At 70.6% G+C, this 15,528-nt stretch carries 10 protein-coding genes and 1 pseudogene; 2 read left to right on the top strand and 9 right to left on the bottom strand.

Going from position 1 to position 15,528, the window contains the following annotated elements; translation table 11 throughout:
- The first annotated feature begins 34 nt into the window (after positions 1–34).
- A pseudogene (locus HTZ82_RS26155) lies at positions 35–768 on the top strand (IS5 family transposase).
- A 27-nt stretch (positions 769–795) separates the two neighbouring features.
- On the opposite strand, the gene HTZ82_RS26150 reads toward HTZ82_RS26155, so the two are convergent.
- From HTZ82_RS26150 to HTZ82_RS32510, 9 genes are all read right to left on the bottom strand, one after another.
- Entirely contained in the window at positions 796–3,045 is a 2,250-nt protein-coding gene (locus HTZ82_RS26150; RefSeq protein WP_175411406.1) for a DEAD/DEAH box helicase, read from the bottom strand.
- Between the two features lie 128 nt (positions 3,046–3,173).
- Entirely contained in the window at positions 3,174–4,208 is a 1,035-nt protein-coding gene (locus HTZ82_RS26145) for a hypothetical protein (protein WP_239760138.1), read from the bottom strand.
- A complete protein-coding gene (locus tag HTZ82_RS26140; protein WP_175411405.1) occupies positions 4,205–7,558 on the bottom strand; it encodes an AAA family ATPase in 3,354 nt (1,117 codons plus the stop codon). Before HTZ82_RS26140 ends, HTZ82_RS26145 begins: the two co-directional genes overlap by 4 nt.
- A 34-nt stretch (positions 7,559–7,592) precedes the next feature.
- Positions 7,593–8,762 carry an exonuclease SbcCD subunit D gene (locus HTZ82_RS26135; protein ID WP_175411404.1) on the bottom strand — a complete coding sequence of 390 codons (1,170 nt, stop codon included), beginning with the start codon at positions 8,760–8,762 and terminating at the stop codon, positions 7,593–7,595.
- A gap of 77 nt (positions 8,763–8,839) precedes the next feature.
- Positions 8,840–10,741 (bottom strand): ATP-binding protein, encoded by a 1,902-nt coding sequence (locus tag HTZ82_RS26130; protein ID WP_199787072.1) that lies wholly within the window; start codon positions 10,739–10,741, stop codon positions 8,840–8,842.
- A gap of 247 nt (positions 10,742–10,988) precedes the next feature.
- A complete protein-coding gene (locus HTZ82_RS26125) occupies positions 10,989–12,539 on the bottom strand; it encodes a UvrD-helicase domain-containing protein (protein ID WP_309235647.1) in 1,551 nt (516 codons plus the stop codon).
- Entirely contained in the window at positions 12,536–12,931 is a 396-nt protein-coding gene (locus HTZ82_RS26120; RefSeq protein WP_175411403.1) for a hypothetical protein, read from the bottom strand. The genes HTZ82_RS26125 and HTZ82_RS26120 overlap by 4 nt, the downstream gene beginning before the upstream one ends.
- Positions 12,932–12,934: 3 nt before the next feature.
- Positions 12,935–13,720 carry a DUF6083 domain-containing protein gene (locus tag HTZ82_RS26115; RefSeq protein WP_309235645.1) on the bottom strand — a complete coding sequence of 262 codons (786 nt, stop codon included), beginning with the start codon at positions 13,718–13,720 and terminating at the stop codon, positions 12,935–12,937.
- A gap of 247 nt (positions 13,721–13,967) precedes the next feature.
- On the bottom strand, positions 13,968–14,231 hold the full coding sequence (locus tag HTZ82_RS32510; protein WP_032769652.1) for a helix-turn-helix transcriptional regulator: 264 nt from the start codon (positions 14,229–14,231) through the stop codon (positions 13,968–13,970).
- Positions 14,232–14,671: 440 nt separating this feature from the next.
- Between HTZ82_RS32510 and HTZ82_RS26105 the strand changes: the two genes are divergently transcribed.
- Positions 14,672–15,436 carry a hypothetical protein gene (locus HTZ82_RS26105; RefSeq protein WP_244210099.1) on the top strand — a complete coding sequence of 255 codons (765 nt, stop codon included), beginning with the start codon at positions 14,672–14,674 and terminating at the stop codon, positions 15,434–15,436.
- Positions 15,437–15,528 lie beyond the last annotated feature (92 nt).

Below are 15,528 nucleotides of genomic sequence, written 5' to 3'. Positions count from 1 at the left end.
CGTGTCGGACGAACTGTGGTAGCTCGTCGAGCCGTTGCTGCCCGAGCCGGGGACGAAGCTGGTGGCGGGCCGGCCGCGGGTGCCGGACCGGCAGGCGTTGTGCGGGATCCTGTTCGTGCTCCATACGGGCATCCAGTGGGAGTACCTGCCGCAGGAGCTGGGCTTCGGCTCGGGCATGACCTGCTGGCGGCGCCCGGCGGCCTGGAACGAGGCCGGTGTGTGGGAGAAGCTGCACCTGGGGCTGCTGAAGAAGCTGCGGTCGGCGAAGCAGCTGGACTGGTCGCGGGCGGTGATCGATTCCTCCCACGTGCGGGCGGCCCGGCGGGGCCCAAAAGCGGTCGCAGCCCGGTCGACCGTGCACGGCCGGGCAGCAAGCACCACGTCCTCACCAACGGCCAAGGCATCCCGCTCGCGGTGTCGCTGACCGGCGGCAACCGCAACAACGTCACCCAGCTCCTGCCCCTGCTTGACAAGGTTCCCGCGGTCGCCGGCGTCGTCGGCAGGTCACGGCGACAGCCGGACATGCTCTTCGCGGACCGCGGCTACGACCACGACAAGTACCGGCGGCTGCTGCGGCAACGCGGCATCCGGCCCGTGATCGCAGAACGCGGCCAGCCGCACGGCTCCGGCCTGGGCATCTTCCGCTGGGTCGTCGAGCGCACCATCTCCTGGCTGCACGGCTTCCGCCGCCTGCGCATCCGCTGGGAACGACGCGACGACATTCACGAGGCCTTCCTCGGCCTCGCTACCTGCCTCATCACCCACTGACACGTCCAACGGCTTTGTTAGGACCTCTTACAGGCCGAGCTCGGCCAGGGCGGCAAGGCGCTGCGGACTGAGGCTGGTGCGGCGGCGCCGAAGGTTACTCAGCCACTGCCCCAGACGCACATAGCCGCCTTCGATCTCTTCGATGTGCCTCTGGGGGACGTTGAGATGGCCCTCCCTCTCTCGGAAAGCACGCGCGGCGGTCAACCCGCGCTGGAAAGCGCGCTCACGTGCTGACAGCGGGCTGTCCTCTTCGCAAGAGACGGGCGCATCTGGCAGGTCGAGCCCCAGATCCCTGAGGAGGCGGCGCTGCTCGGGGTGAAGGTCGCTGACTCGCGCGCGCTGGGCCTCGAGCCACTCCCTGGCTTGTGATGTGTCCTTCTGCGTCTGCTGGCGGGCAGCAGAGTGATAGGCGCGTTGCCAGGTAATCGGCCAGGGCGGGTTCCACCACCGGTCCAGGGCGGTGAGGGCGGCGACGCGTTCGGCAGTGAGGGTCTCGGCGCGGGTGCGCTGGGTTGCCAGCCATCGGCCGAGGGGGAAGCCGTCCTGGGTCTCGTCGACGGGGACGGCGAGGTGGCCGTGGCGGGTGACGTAGACGGCGGCGTGAGCGAGTCCGCGGTCGAAGGCCTGCTGACGGGGGTCCCAGATGATGCCGAGGCGTTCCAGGGCGCTGGCGCGGGCCGCGTCGAGGGCGCCGGTGGCATGGAGGTGGCGTTGCCAGGTCAGCCAGCGGCCCAGTGGATAGCCGGTGGGGTCTTCGTAGGTCTGGGGGACGTCGAGGTGGTGGTGGGTGCGGTGGTAACGGCGGGCGGCTTTCAGGCCGCGGCGCCACTCAGCGCTCTTGGGAGCCAGGACCCGCAGGGAGAGGGCGAGGGCGACGTCTTCGGCCTGGGTGGGGCGGTCGAAGTGCAGCCAGGCCTCGGGGTCGTGCGGGGGCATCGTGGGGCGGTGGGTGCGCGGGTCGGCCAGGCGTGCTTCGAGGCGGTCGTCGTGGGCACGCAGGGCCTGGACGGTGTGCCATAGCGGGGTGTAGGCGTCGGCGCCGAGGAGGTCGTCCGGATCTTCGCCAGGGGTGAGGTAGACGGGGACGACGAGGGTGGCCTTCTTGCCTGCGCCGGGGTCCTGGCGCAGCGCGCGGCCGACGGCCTGGACGGTTTCGACGGGGCTGCTTTTTGGGTCAGCGAAGACGACGGCGTCGATGGAGGGCACATCGATACCCTCCCCCAGCACGCGGGCGTTGGAGAGCACGGCCGGGCTGTGCGGGTCGCTGTGGGAGGCGAACTCGAGCAGCAGGCGACGGCGGACCTGGGGGGTGTGGCTTCCGCTGATCCAGTCCGCCCACAGTCCTTGGGGGCGCAGGTTGTCCGGGAGGGTGGCGGCGGTGTCGTGCAGGGTGGTGGCGAAGGCTCGGGCGTCGGCGACGCGGTGGTGGAAGGTCAGGACGCGGCGCAGTTGGTGGTCGTGGATGGCGCGCAGGGCGGCGACCTGGCGGCCGGCCAGGCGTAGTCCGTCAACGCCGGCGCCGGGTCCGGTGGCGAGCCAGTCGCGCAGGTTTTCGTCGGTGACGACGGGGACGAGGATCTGGTAGTCGGCGAGCAGGCCGAGGTCGATGGCGTCGGAGAGGGTAAGGCGGTAGGCGACCGGGCCGAAGAGGGCTTCGTCGTCCATGGAGGCCACCGCCTCGGTGTCCCCGTCCCGGTCGGCGTCGGCGTCCCAGATACGGGGGGTGGCGGTCAGGTACAGGCGGCGGGCGGCGGGGACCTGGTCGTCGTAGTGGACGGCGGCCCAGGCCTTGCCCAGGCGGCCGGCGGTGCGGTGGGCCTCGTCGACGACGATCAGGTCCCAGGGGGGAAGGCGGTGATCACGGTGGGCGGTGATCACGGTGGGCAGGGAGGCGTAGGTGGCGTAGGCGGTGACCGGGCCTGGCCGGGGTGTGACGGTGAGGGCGGCCAGGTCTGCGGGGTCGGTGGTTATGGGGACGTCGGCGCTGAGCGGCTCATACTCCAGGGCCTGACGGGCCGAACACACCGCAATCGTGGCGCCCTTGCGCCCGGCCGCACGCCAGGAGCGGATCGTCTGCGACAGCAGGTCCAGCGTCGGCAGCAGCACGAGCACCCTGCCCTGCGCGGCAGTGCGGGCAGCGGTGCGGGCAGCGATCAGCGTCTTTCCGGTACCGCAGGCCGCGACCACACTTGCCCGCGGGTTTTCACGCAGGATGTGGGCGGCCGCGGTGACGGCCTCCTTCTGGTGCGGCCGCAGCTCGATGTCGGAAAGGGCCATGGGGTTACCGCTCCGGTGAGGGCTGGCGGGTGAGTGAGGGGGCTGAGGACGGTAGCCCGCCCCTCGGGTGCAGGTTATTCGGCTGCTTCGGTCAGGTGGGCGAGGGTGGAGCCGTGAGTCTGAGCGGTTCAGCTCGCCGATGCCACGCGTAGGGCGCGGCCGAGTAGGACGGGGTTGCCCAGGTGGCGGCGTAGTTCTCTCTCCAGTCCGGCGACCGGCACCAGGTTCTGCGGGGCACGGGTGTCTTTGTACTCGATGCTGGCGTACCGCGGCAGGAGGGCTTGTGAGAGGTTGGCCAGCTCGATCGCCGCGGCCGCAGGGATGTCGGCGGCGCATTCCAGCCGTACTACTCCGGCCCAGGGGGCGCCGGGGGTGCACGGCAGTCGCAAGTACCAGGCGTGGCGGTCCCAGGAGGTGCCCATCAAGAACACCGGGCTGCGTTCGCCGGGGGCCAGGGTGGCGATCGTGGCGTGCAGGTCGGGCGGCAGATAGGCGGTGCGGTGGGATTTGATGAATCCCAGGGCGCGCGGCAGGTGGGTGCGGCCGCGCAGCGGTCCGTCCACGACGAGGAGGTCGGAGCCTTCGGGGACGCCGTGGCCGGTCAGGGCGGTGCGGGCATGGGTGGCGACGAGAACCTCGAGATCGGTGAGTTGGCGTTGCAGCGCCGTCGAGAGCAGCACTGCGAGGTTTTGGTCTTGGTCGTCGGGGGTGATGGTGGCCTTGTAGGTTCCGGCAGTGGTGGGCACGTCGACGGCGTTGGTGGCGGTGGTGAACAGGCCGCGCCGGTAGTCGATGGTCAGCAGATGTGCGCCGCGGTCGGGGCAGCAGCACACGGTGCCTGCCGCGTAGGAGGCGCACAGTGCCATCCGGGCGTCCCGGGCTGCGTTGTCGGAGCCTGTGGCCGGTTCGGTGGAGGGGGGCTGTTCGATCCAGATGCGGGCTTCGACGCGGCGGACGCCGTCGACGAACAGGACGGCGCCTGGGGCGGATACCTGGGAGGGCGAGATGGGCTTCCAGTCTGCCGGGGCGAGTTCGATATGGGGGGTGACCTTGGCGGTGGAGTCGGCGATGCCGTCCTCGGCGTTCTCGACGCTGGAGCCGTAGGTGGGGTCCCAGCCATCGACGTGGAACCGCATGCGGGAGGCCTGTGCTGTGGTGGTCATGTGCCCTGCCGGGTGACGGTGGAGGTGCGGGTGTCGCGCTGGACGTGGAACTGGACCGGGATCTGTTCGGCGAGCGCGGTGACGTGGGTGATCACTCCGACCATTCGTTCTCCCTGGGCGAGGTTTTGCAGGGTGTCGGCGACGGTCTGGAGCGAATCAGCATCGAGGGTGCCGAACCCTTCGTCGAGGAAGATGGATTCCAGTTTCGTGGCGCCGCCCAGGCCGGCCAGTTGGTCGGAGAGGGCCAGGGCGAGGGCCAGGCTGGCCTGGAATGTTTCGCCACCGGACAGGGTGCGCACCGAGCGCGTGGAGTCGGCGTCGAAGTGGTCGATGACGTAGAACTCGCCCTTTTGGTGGCTGAGGTCGAAGCGGTCACCCGACAGTTGGCGCAGTGACTGCGAGGCGCCGGCGACCAAAGTGTCGAGGGCTGAGGTGGCGAGCCACTGGGGGAACTTGTTGGACCGCATCAGCCGGGCCAGTTCGGCGGCTACCTGTTGTCGGGTGCGGGCGTCGTCGATCTTGTCCTGTATCGCGTCGGCGTCGGCGCGGCTGCGTTGGATCGTTTTGACCTGGCCCCGGGCGCGTTCGGCTGCGACCGCGACCACGCGCGGGGCCTGTGCGGCGCGTTCCGGGCTGTCGCCGAGGTCCTGCGGGTCCAGGTCGTTGCCGCGTAGGAGGGTCTCCAGGCTGCCCAGGAGTTGGTCGGCTTCGTTGTGGGCGGTCTGGGTGTCGGTGTCTGCGCGTGCGATGGCGGTCTGCCGGTCGCTGATCTGGCGGCTGGCCCAGCCGGTCAGGGTGGACCAGGCGGCGGCGAGGTCGTCGGTGTCGAGGCTTGGTGGACTCAGCGCCGCCACGGTATCCCGGCTGGCTGCCAGCACGGAGCGGGCCTTCGCGGTGTGCTCTCGCCACTTGTCCTGTTCGGCCGCTGCTGCCTTGGTTGTTGTGCGTGTGTGGTTGGCCTGCGTGGTGGCTGTCTCCACGGCCGCCTCGAGACGGGCGCATTCCTCGAAGAGGGCCGGGAGTTCGGCTTCCGGTGGCGCCTGGGCCAAAAGCGTCTCGAGTGTGCTCAGGCGGTCGGTCAGGTTCGTCTTCGCGAGGCTGGCGGTTGCGGCGTTCTCGACGGCTGCGGTGTGGGCAGCCTGGGCGTCGGCCTGTGCACGGTCGGCGGTCTCCAGCGCGCTGGTCGCGTCCGAGTGGGCCTTTTCGGCGTCGGCCGTTTCGGCGTCGGCGGCTGCGAGGTCGCGTTCTGTGGTGGTGGTCTGGGTGCGGGCCCAGGCCTCCAGGTCGGTCCAGGCCGAGGTCAGGTCGTCGGTGTCGAGGGTCGGCGGGTCAAAAGCGGTCAGTGTGCCCAGCGTCGAGTGCAGAGTGTTGCGGGCCCGGTCGAGTTCCCGCTGCAGCGCGGCGACAGCCGACGTGGCGGAGCCGTGGGCAGTTTCGGCTTTCTGTACCGCGTCGCGGGCCTGCTGCTCGTCAGTGGTCAACTGGTCACGGGATTCGATGAGTTCGTCGAGGTGGGCGCGGTCGGCGTCGCAGTCGCGGCCGGTGCCGGCGGGGCGGTCGGGCAGCAGTGTGCCCAGCCTCTTGTCGAGCAGGGTGCGCTGTGTGGTGAGTTTGTCCACTTCCCGCTGCTGGTCGGTAACCGCCTTCTTGGCGTCCTCGTATTGGTCCAGCAGAGCACGGTGTTCTTCTGCGGCGGCGGCATGTGCCGCCTCGGCTGCCTGGACAGCGGGGTCGGACAGCGGCGGCGGGAGGGTGGTGACGTTCTGCTCGCAGACCGGGCAGGTGTGGCCTACCTGAAGCTGAGGGCGCAGCTGTGCGGCACCGGCGAGGACGCGGGCTTCATCGACCGTGGACGTGGCCGCGTTCAGGCGCGCTTGGGCGCCTGCCACCGCCTCTTCAGCCCGGCTGGCCCTCTCGGCGCAGTCGTCCAGTGCGCCGGTGGCATGCGTGAGCAAACTGATGACATCGAGGAGCTCATCGAGTGCCTGGTGCGCTTCCGTCAGCCGGCTGCCGTCGCCGGCGGCGGTCAGCGCACGGGAGGCCTGTTCGTGCCGGTCGCGGGCCGCGGTGAGCGCCTCAGCGGCGGCTTCGACCTCGTGAGAACGGGCTGCTGCACGGCTGGTCAGGTCGGTGACGCCGTCGGGGATACGAACGGCAGCCAGCAGCTGGTGGCGGCCCCGCAGTTTCTCCTGCGCCTGCCGGGCCTGGGCGCGGCGCTCCCGGGTCTCCTCGGCGCTGCGGCGGGCCTTGTCAACGCTCTGCGCCGATGCTTTCAGCCGGTCTTTGGACTGCGCCAACTCCTCTTGGGCGCGCTGGGCGTCGGCGATGACGCCGTCGCGGCGGCCCGTCAGGGCTGCCTTCTCGGTGTACCGGTCGCGGGTGAGGGTCAGGTCGGTGCGCTGAGGGCCCAACTGAGCCTCTTGGGTGACGTCGGAGAGGGTCTGAGCGGCCGCGTCGGCGGCCTCACGGGCCTGCTGGGCGGCCGTCTGTGCCCGGGTGGCCTGACGTTGCAGCTCTTCGATGCCGTCGGGGGTGCGGATGGAGGCCAGCAGATCGGTCTCGCTGCGCAGCGTGTCGGCTCGGGCGTCGGCCTCGTGTGCGCGGGTGCGTGCCTCGGTGACACGGGGCACGAGTTGGTCGACGGTGACGGCCAGCTGTTCAAGCGTCTCGACACGCGCCTGTGCGGCGGCCTCGGCTTCGGGGGTGGCGTCGGCGTGCCGGCTCAGCTGGTCGTTGAGGATTTCGACCTCCTTGGCTGCTTGGTCTGCCTGGGCGCCGGCACGTTTACCGATGCCTTCGTATTGGGAGGCGCCGAGGAGTTTGAGCAGGATCTGCTGGCGGTTGCTGGCGTTGGCGGACAGGAACCGGGCGAAGTCACCCTGGGGCAGGACGACGCACTGGCAGAAGTCGTCGAAGGACAGGCCGAGCAGATCCTCGATGGCGGTGTTGAGTTCCTTGATCTCCCCGGCCAGTACCTCCGGCTGCGGTCCGCCTGGCTCGACAGCGACTGCGGTGGGGTCAGTGAACTGCACCAGGCTGACGGCCTTCTGCTGGATCTGCTGGCCCATGCGGCGGACCTCGCGGGCGACCTGGTAGCGCTGTGATCCGATGTCGAAGGTGAGCGAGACCGTGCAGCGGTTGCTCGTGGGGGCGAGTGCGTAGGAGATGGCGTTGCTGCGTCCCCACCGGTAGGCCGAGCCGTACAGGGCGAACGTCAGCGCGTCGAGGATGGTGGACTTGCCTGAACCGGTGGGGCCGACGAGGGCGAAGTAGTCGGTGTCGGTGAAATCGACCACGGTGGGAGCGCGGAAGCCGGCGAAGCCGTTGAGCTCAAGACGAACGGGACGCATCTGAGGGTTCCTTCGGGCGGGTGCGGGCCTGGCTTCAGGGGCGGGCGGTCGAGCGGGTCAGGTCGTCGTGCAGCTGGTTGAACAACGCCGTGACCCGGTCGTCGCTGACGCCGACGCTGTGGCAGTAGTCGGCAAACAGCTGCACAGGCGTCTTGATCGGCTGGTCGACGCTGATTCCTGCCGTGGCGCCGGTGCTGGCATGATCGGGGTGGATCAGGATCTGAAGAGCGTTGGGGAGGGCTTCGTACAGGTCGTCGCGCATGCCGGCGTAGGCGGGCTGGGTGACGACGAGTCTGAGGTAGTCCTCGCCGTAGCCGGCGGGGTCAGAGGTCAGCTGGGCGACGGTTCCCTCGACGGTGCGCAGTCTGCGGCCGGCCGTGACGGGGATGTCGGTGATCTGGGCGGGGGTGTTGGGGGTGGCCTCGACGAGGCAGACGACGTTGGTGTTGTTCTGCTCGCCGAAGTCGATGGCGTAGGGGGAGCCGCTGTAGTGCACCGGGCAGGCGGCGGGGATCTGCTGCCGGCGGTGCAGGTGGCCCAGGGCCACGTAGTGGGCCTCGACAGGGAAGACAGCGGCCGGCACGTGGTATTCCATGATGGATTGGGCGGGTCGCTCGCCGCCGCCGAAGGTACCGCCGGTGCAGGTCAGGTGGGCCATGATGATGTTGACGGCGTCCGAGGTGAACGCTCCGGTCAGATTGGCCAGGACGTCACGGACGAGCTGGTCGTAGGCGCCGACGTTCTGCGACGGGGTGTTGGCGATGATCTCCGCGGCGCGGACGGCGTAGCGCTGGGAGAGGAACGGCAGGACGGCGACGTTGACGGGCTCGCCGGTGGACCTGGCGTGGAATGTGTGCACGCCGCCCTTCGCGGCCGGTCTGGCCTGGCCGTAGACGTGGATGCCGGCGATGTCCATCAGCGGCCTGTAGGCCTCGAACGTGGCAGCGTGGTCGTGGTTGCCGGCGATCAGGATGACCTCGATGCCGTGCTTGGCCAGGCGCAGCAGGGTACGCACGACCAGCCTCTGGGCGTCTGCGGTCGGCGAGGCGTTTTCGTAAATGTCGCCGGCTATGAGGACGGCGTCGACGTCGTTGTCGATCGCGATCTGGGTGATCTCTCGCAGGATGCGTGCCTGCTCCTCGAGCCGGTTGCGGCCCTTGAGGGTTTTGCCGACATGCCAGTCGGAGGTGTGAAGGAACTTCACGGGGCGGGGTCCTTTTCGGGTGGCTGAGGCAGAGCAGCGGGGGGCGTGGGTGCGCTGGGGAGGGCGGTGGCCAGACGTCAGTAGGGCGGCTCATCGATGGCGCCGTCGTCAGTGTCGTCGGGCCACGGATCGCTCTCTGCCTGGGGCAGCCTGCTGAACGGGTCCGGTCGCGCCGCGCTGCCGGTGGCCTGGCCGGCTGCGCGGGTGCCGGTGGAGAAGGTGGGGTCGGCGACCTCGGAGAGCCGGGTGGCCCAGGCGGGGAAGGGGAATTCGACGGCCAGGGGCACCGGGATCTCCGGCTGGGAGACGAACATGGTGCCGGGCCTGGCGAGCGTGGCGCGCTGGCGCTGCGAGGCGGGCAGGAAGCCGTACTCCGGGCGGCCGGCCTCGGCGGCATCGAGCCGGCCGACGATCTTGATCGAGGAGTTCGACACAATGCGCCGTTCCACCTCAGAGGCGGTCTGCTGGGCGCCGATGAGGATGATGCCGAGTGAGCGGCCGCGTTCAGCGATGTCCAGTAGTACGTCCTTGATCGGGGAGGATCCCTCGCGGGGGGCGTACTTGTTGAGCTCGTCGACCATCGTGAACAGCAGGCCGCCCGGGCCGGCTTGCTCCTTGCGGGCGGTCTCCGCGGCCAGCACGACACCGACGACGAACCGCTGGGCCCGTTCCGGCAGGTTGTGCAGGTCCACCACGGTGACCTGCTGCTGCGAGGTGTCGATGGAGTGCGAGACGGGGTGGTCGGTGACCGTGCTCAGGTCGCCGCGCAGCAGGGGCCCGAGCGGCCGCTGGGACGACCGCAGCCGCCGCACGAATGCGTTCACCGTTCCCAGTCCGATGGCCGGGCCCGCCCAGTCCGGGCGGCTGAGGTCGTCGGTGACCTTGTCGGAGATGAAGTCGACCATCTCCGGCCAGGTGCGGAGGACGGTTCCGTCGATGGCGACCGCGCCGTCGTTCCCGGCGGGCTGAGCCTCGCGGCGCAGCCGGCTCGTAACCTGGTGCACGACGATCGTGTACTGGTTTTTCTCGTCTTCGGCATCGGCGAACGCGTAGGGCAGCAGCTCGCGTTCGCAGAACTCGGCCAGGGTCCACCAGAAGGCGGTGACGCCGCTGGTCCTGCCGGTGACGTGGGGGCGGCCGGTGGTGTCACCGGGCAGCGGCGGGGCGTAGAAGCCGGCCGAGGCGAAGGGGCGGGCGGGCAGGCCGAGTTGGGCGTATGCGGCGCTCAGCTCCCCGTCGAGACGGGTGTTGGGCTGGTCGACGAAGAGCAGGTCCTCGCCCTTGACGGAGAAGATGAGGGCCTTGGCGTTGACCGCGCGGGCCCCGAGGGCGCCCGAGGTGAACAGCGAGTGCATCAAGAACAGCGCGAAGCTGGTCTTGGTCGCCACGCCTGAGATGCCCGAGATCGATACGTGGGCGCCGCGGGTGCCGTCGAGGAATTCGAGGTTGAGATAGATCGGTTCGCCGTCCCGGCCGATGCCGGCGGGCACACGTGCGTCCATCCGGTCGAAGTACAGCGCGGCGTCCCGCGCCGTGCCCGAGGCCCGGATGGCGGCTTCGCCGGGGCGTGGCGGGACGTAGTACTCGGGGTCGACCCGGGTGGTCGTGATCTCGGCGACCTCCTGCACGGTGGCCGGCAGGATTCCGTCGGCGATGAGGAAGACATCTGAGCCGAACGCGGCGCCCTCGTGGCGGGCGACCACCTCGGTCACCACGCCGGAGGTGACGACGGTGCCGCGTCCGGGGATCTCCCGGCGAGTGCTGACCACGTCGTCGAGCTGCAGATAGGCGCCAGGAGAAAGAGCAACGTGGAACTTCAACGGGGTGGAGTCCTCGGTACCTGCTACCTTCCCTACCTCCTCTTCGGCGTCGCCGCTGGTGAGGTGGCCTGCAAACGGCTGCCGGCTGGTCGCGGGTGTGGAGCTGCGGCCGAATACGGTGCTGTCAGCGCCGTGGGGCTCGGAGTCGGTGTCGGTCATCGGCCGGTCCCTGTCGGTCTTACGGTGTCGGGCACTGCCGACTGGCGGTGAACACCGATCGGGGCGCGCCGAAACTTGGGGCGGTATCTGTGAGTACAGACCGTAACTAAAGGGATGCCTGCTGCGAGGGGTTTTGTCGATAACGGAGAGAAAATGGGCAGACGGAGGGCGGTGCGCCCGGACAAGCCGGAGCACCGCGCGATGAGTGATGACCTTCCCGCGCCGTTCCCCCACCGATGACGCCCTGTCAACCATGCGTGTGGCGCACCGGCAGTGGTCCGGGTTCCGTCTGCTCGTGTTCCTTTTGTACGGTGCCCGAGGGAGTTGTTCCGCTCGGACCGAGGTGCTGTGAGTGGGCGTCGATCCAGGAGAGGCCGCCCAGGTCGAGGCGTTTGCGGGTACGGGTGACAGCCACGTAGGCCAGGCGGGCTTCGGCGTCGTCGATGGGGTCGGGTGGCGCCGCGGTGCTTGTCTGCTCGTCAGGAGTGCTGTTCTCAGGACGGGCGAAGTCGTCCGCGATGAGCACGCGGGGCCATTCGCGTCCCTTCGCCTTGTGGGCGGTGGAGACGGTGACCTGGGCGTGCGGCTCGGGGGCGAGGCGGGCGACGGCGGTGAGGATGGCGTCGGTGCCGTGGGTGTCGACGAGGTTGACCAGGGGCTGCAGGTCGCGGCCGGCCGGGTCGTGGGCGGCGTAGTCCTGCAGATCGCCCCATGAGGGGAAGAGGATGAGCTCGGGGTGGTGGGTGCGGCGGCCTTCCTTCAGGTCGCGGGCCGCGAGGGCCAGGGCCTGCAGGCTGTCTCCTCCCCCGGCCAGGGCGACCCGGTAGCCGGCCGCCATGAGGGTCATGACCTGGGCCATGGCGCCGACGTTGGTGCGGCACAGCACGGCGTCCGGCTGGGTGACGGGGCCGAGTTCCGTGGGTACGGCGGGGGTGCCGGTGAGGCGGATCGGGGCGTCGGCCAGGTGCAGCCAGCGGTTTGCTTCCGCGGCGAGGTCGGGTCCGAAGCGGAAGGACTGGGATAGGGTCAGCTGGGTGCCGTCGAAGCCGGTCATGACGTCTTTGGCGCCGCGCCAGTGGTAGATGGCCTGGGCAGAGTCGCCGACCATGACGAGCTGGGCGTGCTCGCGCTGGTTGAGGAAGGTCTGTTCGACGACAGGGTTGGTGTCCTGGGCCTCGTCCAGCAGCAGGATGTCGACCTGAATGCGCGGCCGGGTCAGGGCCCAGATCTTGAGGTAGTGGTCGTGGTCGAAGCGGACGGCGCCGTCGTCGGGATGCTGCAGGTCGACCCAGGCTTTGCGGGCGAACGGCAGGATGTGGGCGGCGAGTTGGGCATGCAGGTCGCAGCCGTCCAGACCGCGCAGGCGAGGGACATGGTGGCGGGTGATGGCCTCGTCCGCGGTGTGGCAGAAGCGCGCGACGGTACGCAGGGCGGCGTTGGACAGGGCGCGTTGGGAGATCTCGCGGTCGCCGATGCGGACGGCTTTGGTCAGGCCGAGGGCTTGTCCGGTCTGCCAGGCCGGGCGGCGGGGTGCGTTCAGGCGGCGGGTGTAGCGGTGGCCGACGGCGGCGTAGGCGAGGGCGTGGGCGGTCTTGCACTGGACGGTGTCGGGGAAGCGGGTGCGTGCGTCCTGGGCGATGGCCCGGTTGTAGGCCAGGTAGCGGCCTCGGCGGGTGGTGGCGCGGGCGAGGATGGCGAGGGTGGTGGTCTTGCCGGTGCCGGCGCCGGCCTGCAGGGCGAGGTGGTGGCCAGCGTGGAAGGCGTCGGCTGCTGCGGTCTGTTCGTCGGTGGGGTTCACAGGGTGGGCCTCTCGGGGAGTCGGGTGAGTGCGTGCCCGACGGCGGCCAGCAGGTAGGCGGGGGTGGTGTGGGCCAGCAGGTGGCGTACCGCGTGGTCGAGGCGCTCGGTCTCCCGGTCGGCGTGCTCGGCCAGGGCCCGGTGCACGGCCAGTTCCAGGAAGCGCTCGGGGGTCTGCTGGGCGCGGCGGGCGCCGGCGGTCAGGGCGGCGTGCACGGTGGGCGGGAAGGCGATGTTGAGCAGCACGCTGTGGTCGGCGTCCGGGTAGTGGGTGGTGATCACGTCGATGGGCAGCCGGGTGCCGAGGCGGCGGCGCAGCCGGCGGGCGGCGCGCTGCAGGACGGGCGGGGGCAGGGGGCGGGTCAGCGTGATTTCCAGGGCGTGGTGCGGCACCGGTCATCCCCTTCGGTGCGGGCGGGGCGAGGAATGGGGCAGGCGGGTGTGGATGTGTGCCGCGTGCAGGAGGGGGTCGAAGGGTTCCCAGCAGGCCAGGGCGAGGTCGGCGGCGCCGGGTGCGGTGGCGTGTGCCGGGCAGCGCTGGGTGCGCCAGCGCAGCTGTTCGCCATAAGCGAGGTGGCCCAGGTCGTAGACGGCCATCAGGGCATCGGGCAGGGCGAGTTGGCCGGGCCGGGCGGTGGTGGGCAGCAGTTTCCACATCCCAGTTGGGCCGGCGGAGGCGAGGACGGGGTGGGGGCAGCGGTGCCGGTGGCGGGTCTGGGCGACGCAGCGCAGCTCCTCGAGCCGGTGCTGGGCGAGGTAGCGGCACAGCAGCAGTTGGACGACGGGGCGGTCGGGTCCGCCGGGTTGGGGGGCGTCGGGCTGCGGGCTGACTGGTGGGGCGGGGGTGAGAGCCCCGGTGTCGATCAGACGGCGGGCGCGGACGGCGAGTTGACGGCGGATCGCCTCGAGGCGGGTGCCGGCCTGGCAGGTCGGGGTGCGGTGGGGGCAGAGCACGGCATGCGGGATGCGGCACCAGGCGCTGTTGTCGCCGTGCGGGTAGGCGATGCCGCCGCTGAGGTGCCAGCGGCAGGATTTGGGGACGTCAGTGACGGTCAATTCGGCGGGGTGCAGGGCGATGGGCCGTTGGTCGGGACGCGGGTAGAGGTCGATGCGGCTCCCGCAGTGGCGGCAGCGGCCGGTTTGTCCGGCGCGCAGCAGGCGGCTGGGGCTGGTGGTGGTCACTCGGAGCGTTCGGGGGCGGCGGAGAGCGCGAGGGCTGCCGTCCCAGTGGCGGCCGTCGGGGGCGGGCGTGGGGCACATGGCCCGGACCGTGCCAGGCGACACGCGAGGATAGGCAACACCGCGGGGCTCATGTCCCTCGACCAGCCTAGCGGCACCGAACAGACGATCTTGCGAGCGTCCTCACGTTCGACGCTTGCTCTCCGTTCGGGTGATTCGCGGTAGGACCCGAGGCGGGCGCGCCGGGGCGTCAGGGGCCGTGCATGCCGGGTGGGGTGTGGTCGTCGCAGAGGGTGCCCAGGAGGTGCTCGATGGGCACGTCGAAGGTGTGGGCGAGGGTGTGCCAGGTGGTGACGCTGCCGCTGGTGCGGCCGTGTTCCAGGTCGATGAGGGTGCGCCGGGCCAGGCCGCTGCGGTCGGCGAGTTCGTCGTAGGTCCAGCCGCGCTCGCCCCGCAGGCGCACCAGCGTCATGCGCAGCGCGTTGAGGTCGGGATCGGGCGGCAAGATCGTCACTCCACCATCCGACGGTGCAGACCCCTGCCCTGTCAGTGCAGACCTCTGCACTATTTGTCTGGGTGGTGAGTGCGGCATTCAAGGTGCAGAACTCTGCACTACCGTGCGTCTTCCCGGCCCTGTGATGCGCCGGGGCACCCACCACCTCAGGCACGGACGGACGGGAGGACGACCAGCCCATGAGGCTCGCTGGCGCGCACGCAGCAGTGCGGCGCATCTGGACAGTCGAACTGCGTCCGCGAGCGGGCGGCCCCGCTCTCGTCTGCCCCGCCTGCGCCGCTCACACGTCTGCGCTCACGGGGGCCTCCGCACGTTCTGCCGTCCTGGCTCATCTGGCCTGCCATGCCCGCGCCGACGCGCTGCCCACCTATCTGCGCAGTTGCCAGTGCCGGGCCCGGGGCTGCCGGTGGCATCCGCGTCATCGCGGCTGCGCGGGACCGGTGCTGCTGGCCCTCACCCGCGACCGCAGCGGCCGCGCCTGGCGGCTGGCCGACACCTGCGCGGCCTGTGCCGCGGCGACCAGCAACACGGCCGTGGTACCGGACACCCTTTCCGGCTCCCTGCGGCAGCAGGCCTCCCCTGGCCCGCCCCCGCCCGCGCGCCGGTCCCACGCCGGGGTCCAGGAGCGGGAGCGGGTGCGGGAAATGCTGACGTACCTCGGCACCGCGCTGCCCCGCTTCACCTCCCCCGCCGCCCGGCTGCTGGCCCTGCAGTGCGCGCTGCGTGCCGACACCCGCGCCCATGTCCGGCTGCCGGCGGGCCTGTTGCGGGGCATGCGCCTGCGCCAGAACCGCGAAGTATGGCTGGAGCTGGCCCACGCCGGCTGGCTGGAGCTGCCGGACGTGCGTACGCTGCCGTGGCAGGTGCGGCTGCTCGATGCCACAGTGCTGGACCAGGCGCCCGGCCGCCGTACCCGCTGCCGTGCTGCCGACTGGGCGCTGCGGCCGGTGCCGTTGGTCCTGCCGGCCACGGCGCCCGCACTGCGGCTGACCGCTCTCGTGCTGGCCGCGCACACCGGTGCCCGGCCCGAACACAGCACCGACATGGACATCCTCACCCGCCTGTGCGGGCACTCCCCGCAGCAGACCGGAGAACTGCTCGACCGGCTGGTGACCACGCGCACCCTGAGGGCATGGCATCACAACCGGGAGACCGACGCGGTGTCCTGGCAACTGCCCCAGCCGCAGGCACGCACGCCAACATAGCGTGGCGGAACAACTGGCGCTGTTCGTCCGTACCATCTGTACGCCAAGGCATCGTGCGGCACGTGTGGCGTCCCTGCTGAGCGCCAACACCC

The sequence above is a fragment of the Streptomyces sp. TRM64462 genome, assembly GCF_013362995.1.
Taxonomy (GTDB): domain Bacteria; phylum Actinomycetota; class Actinomycetes; order Streptomycetales; family Streptomycetaceae; genus Streptomyces.
This window is presented reverse-complemented; position numbering and strand designations above follow the sequence as displayed.

Coding starts and splice junctions, on each gene's coding strand:
- HTZ82_RS26130 (WP_199787072.1), bottom strand. CDS start 10,741: ATGACCGACACCGACTCCGAGCCCCACGGCGCTGACAGCACCGTATTC.
- HTZ82_RS26140 (WP_175411405.1), bottom strand. CDS start 7,558: ATGCGTCCCGTTCGTCTTGAGCTCAACGGCTTCGCCGGCTTCCGCGCT.
- HTZ82_RS26145 (WP_239760138.1), bottom strand. CDS start 4,208: ATGACCACCACAGCACAGGCCTCCCGCATGCGGTTCCACGTCGATGGC.
- HTZ82_RS26150 (WP_175411406.1), bottom strand. CDS start 3,045: ATGGCCCTTTCCGACATCGAGCTGCGGCCGCACCAGAAGGAGGCCGTC.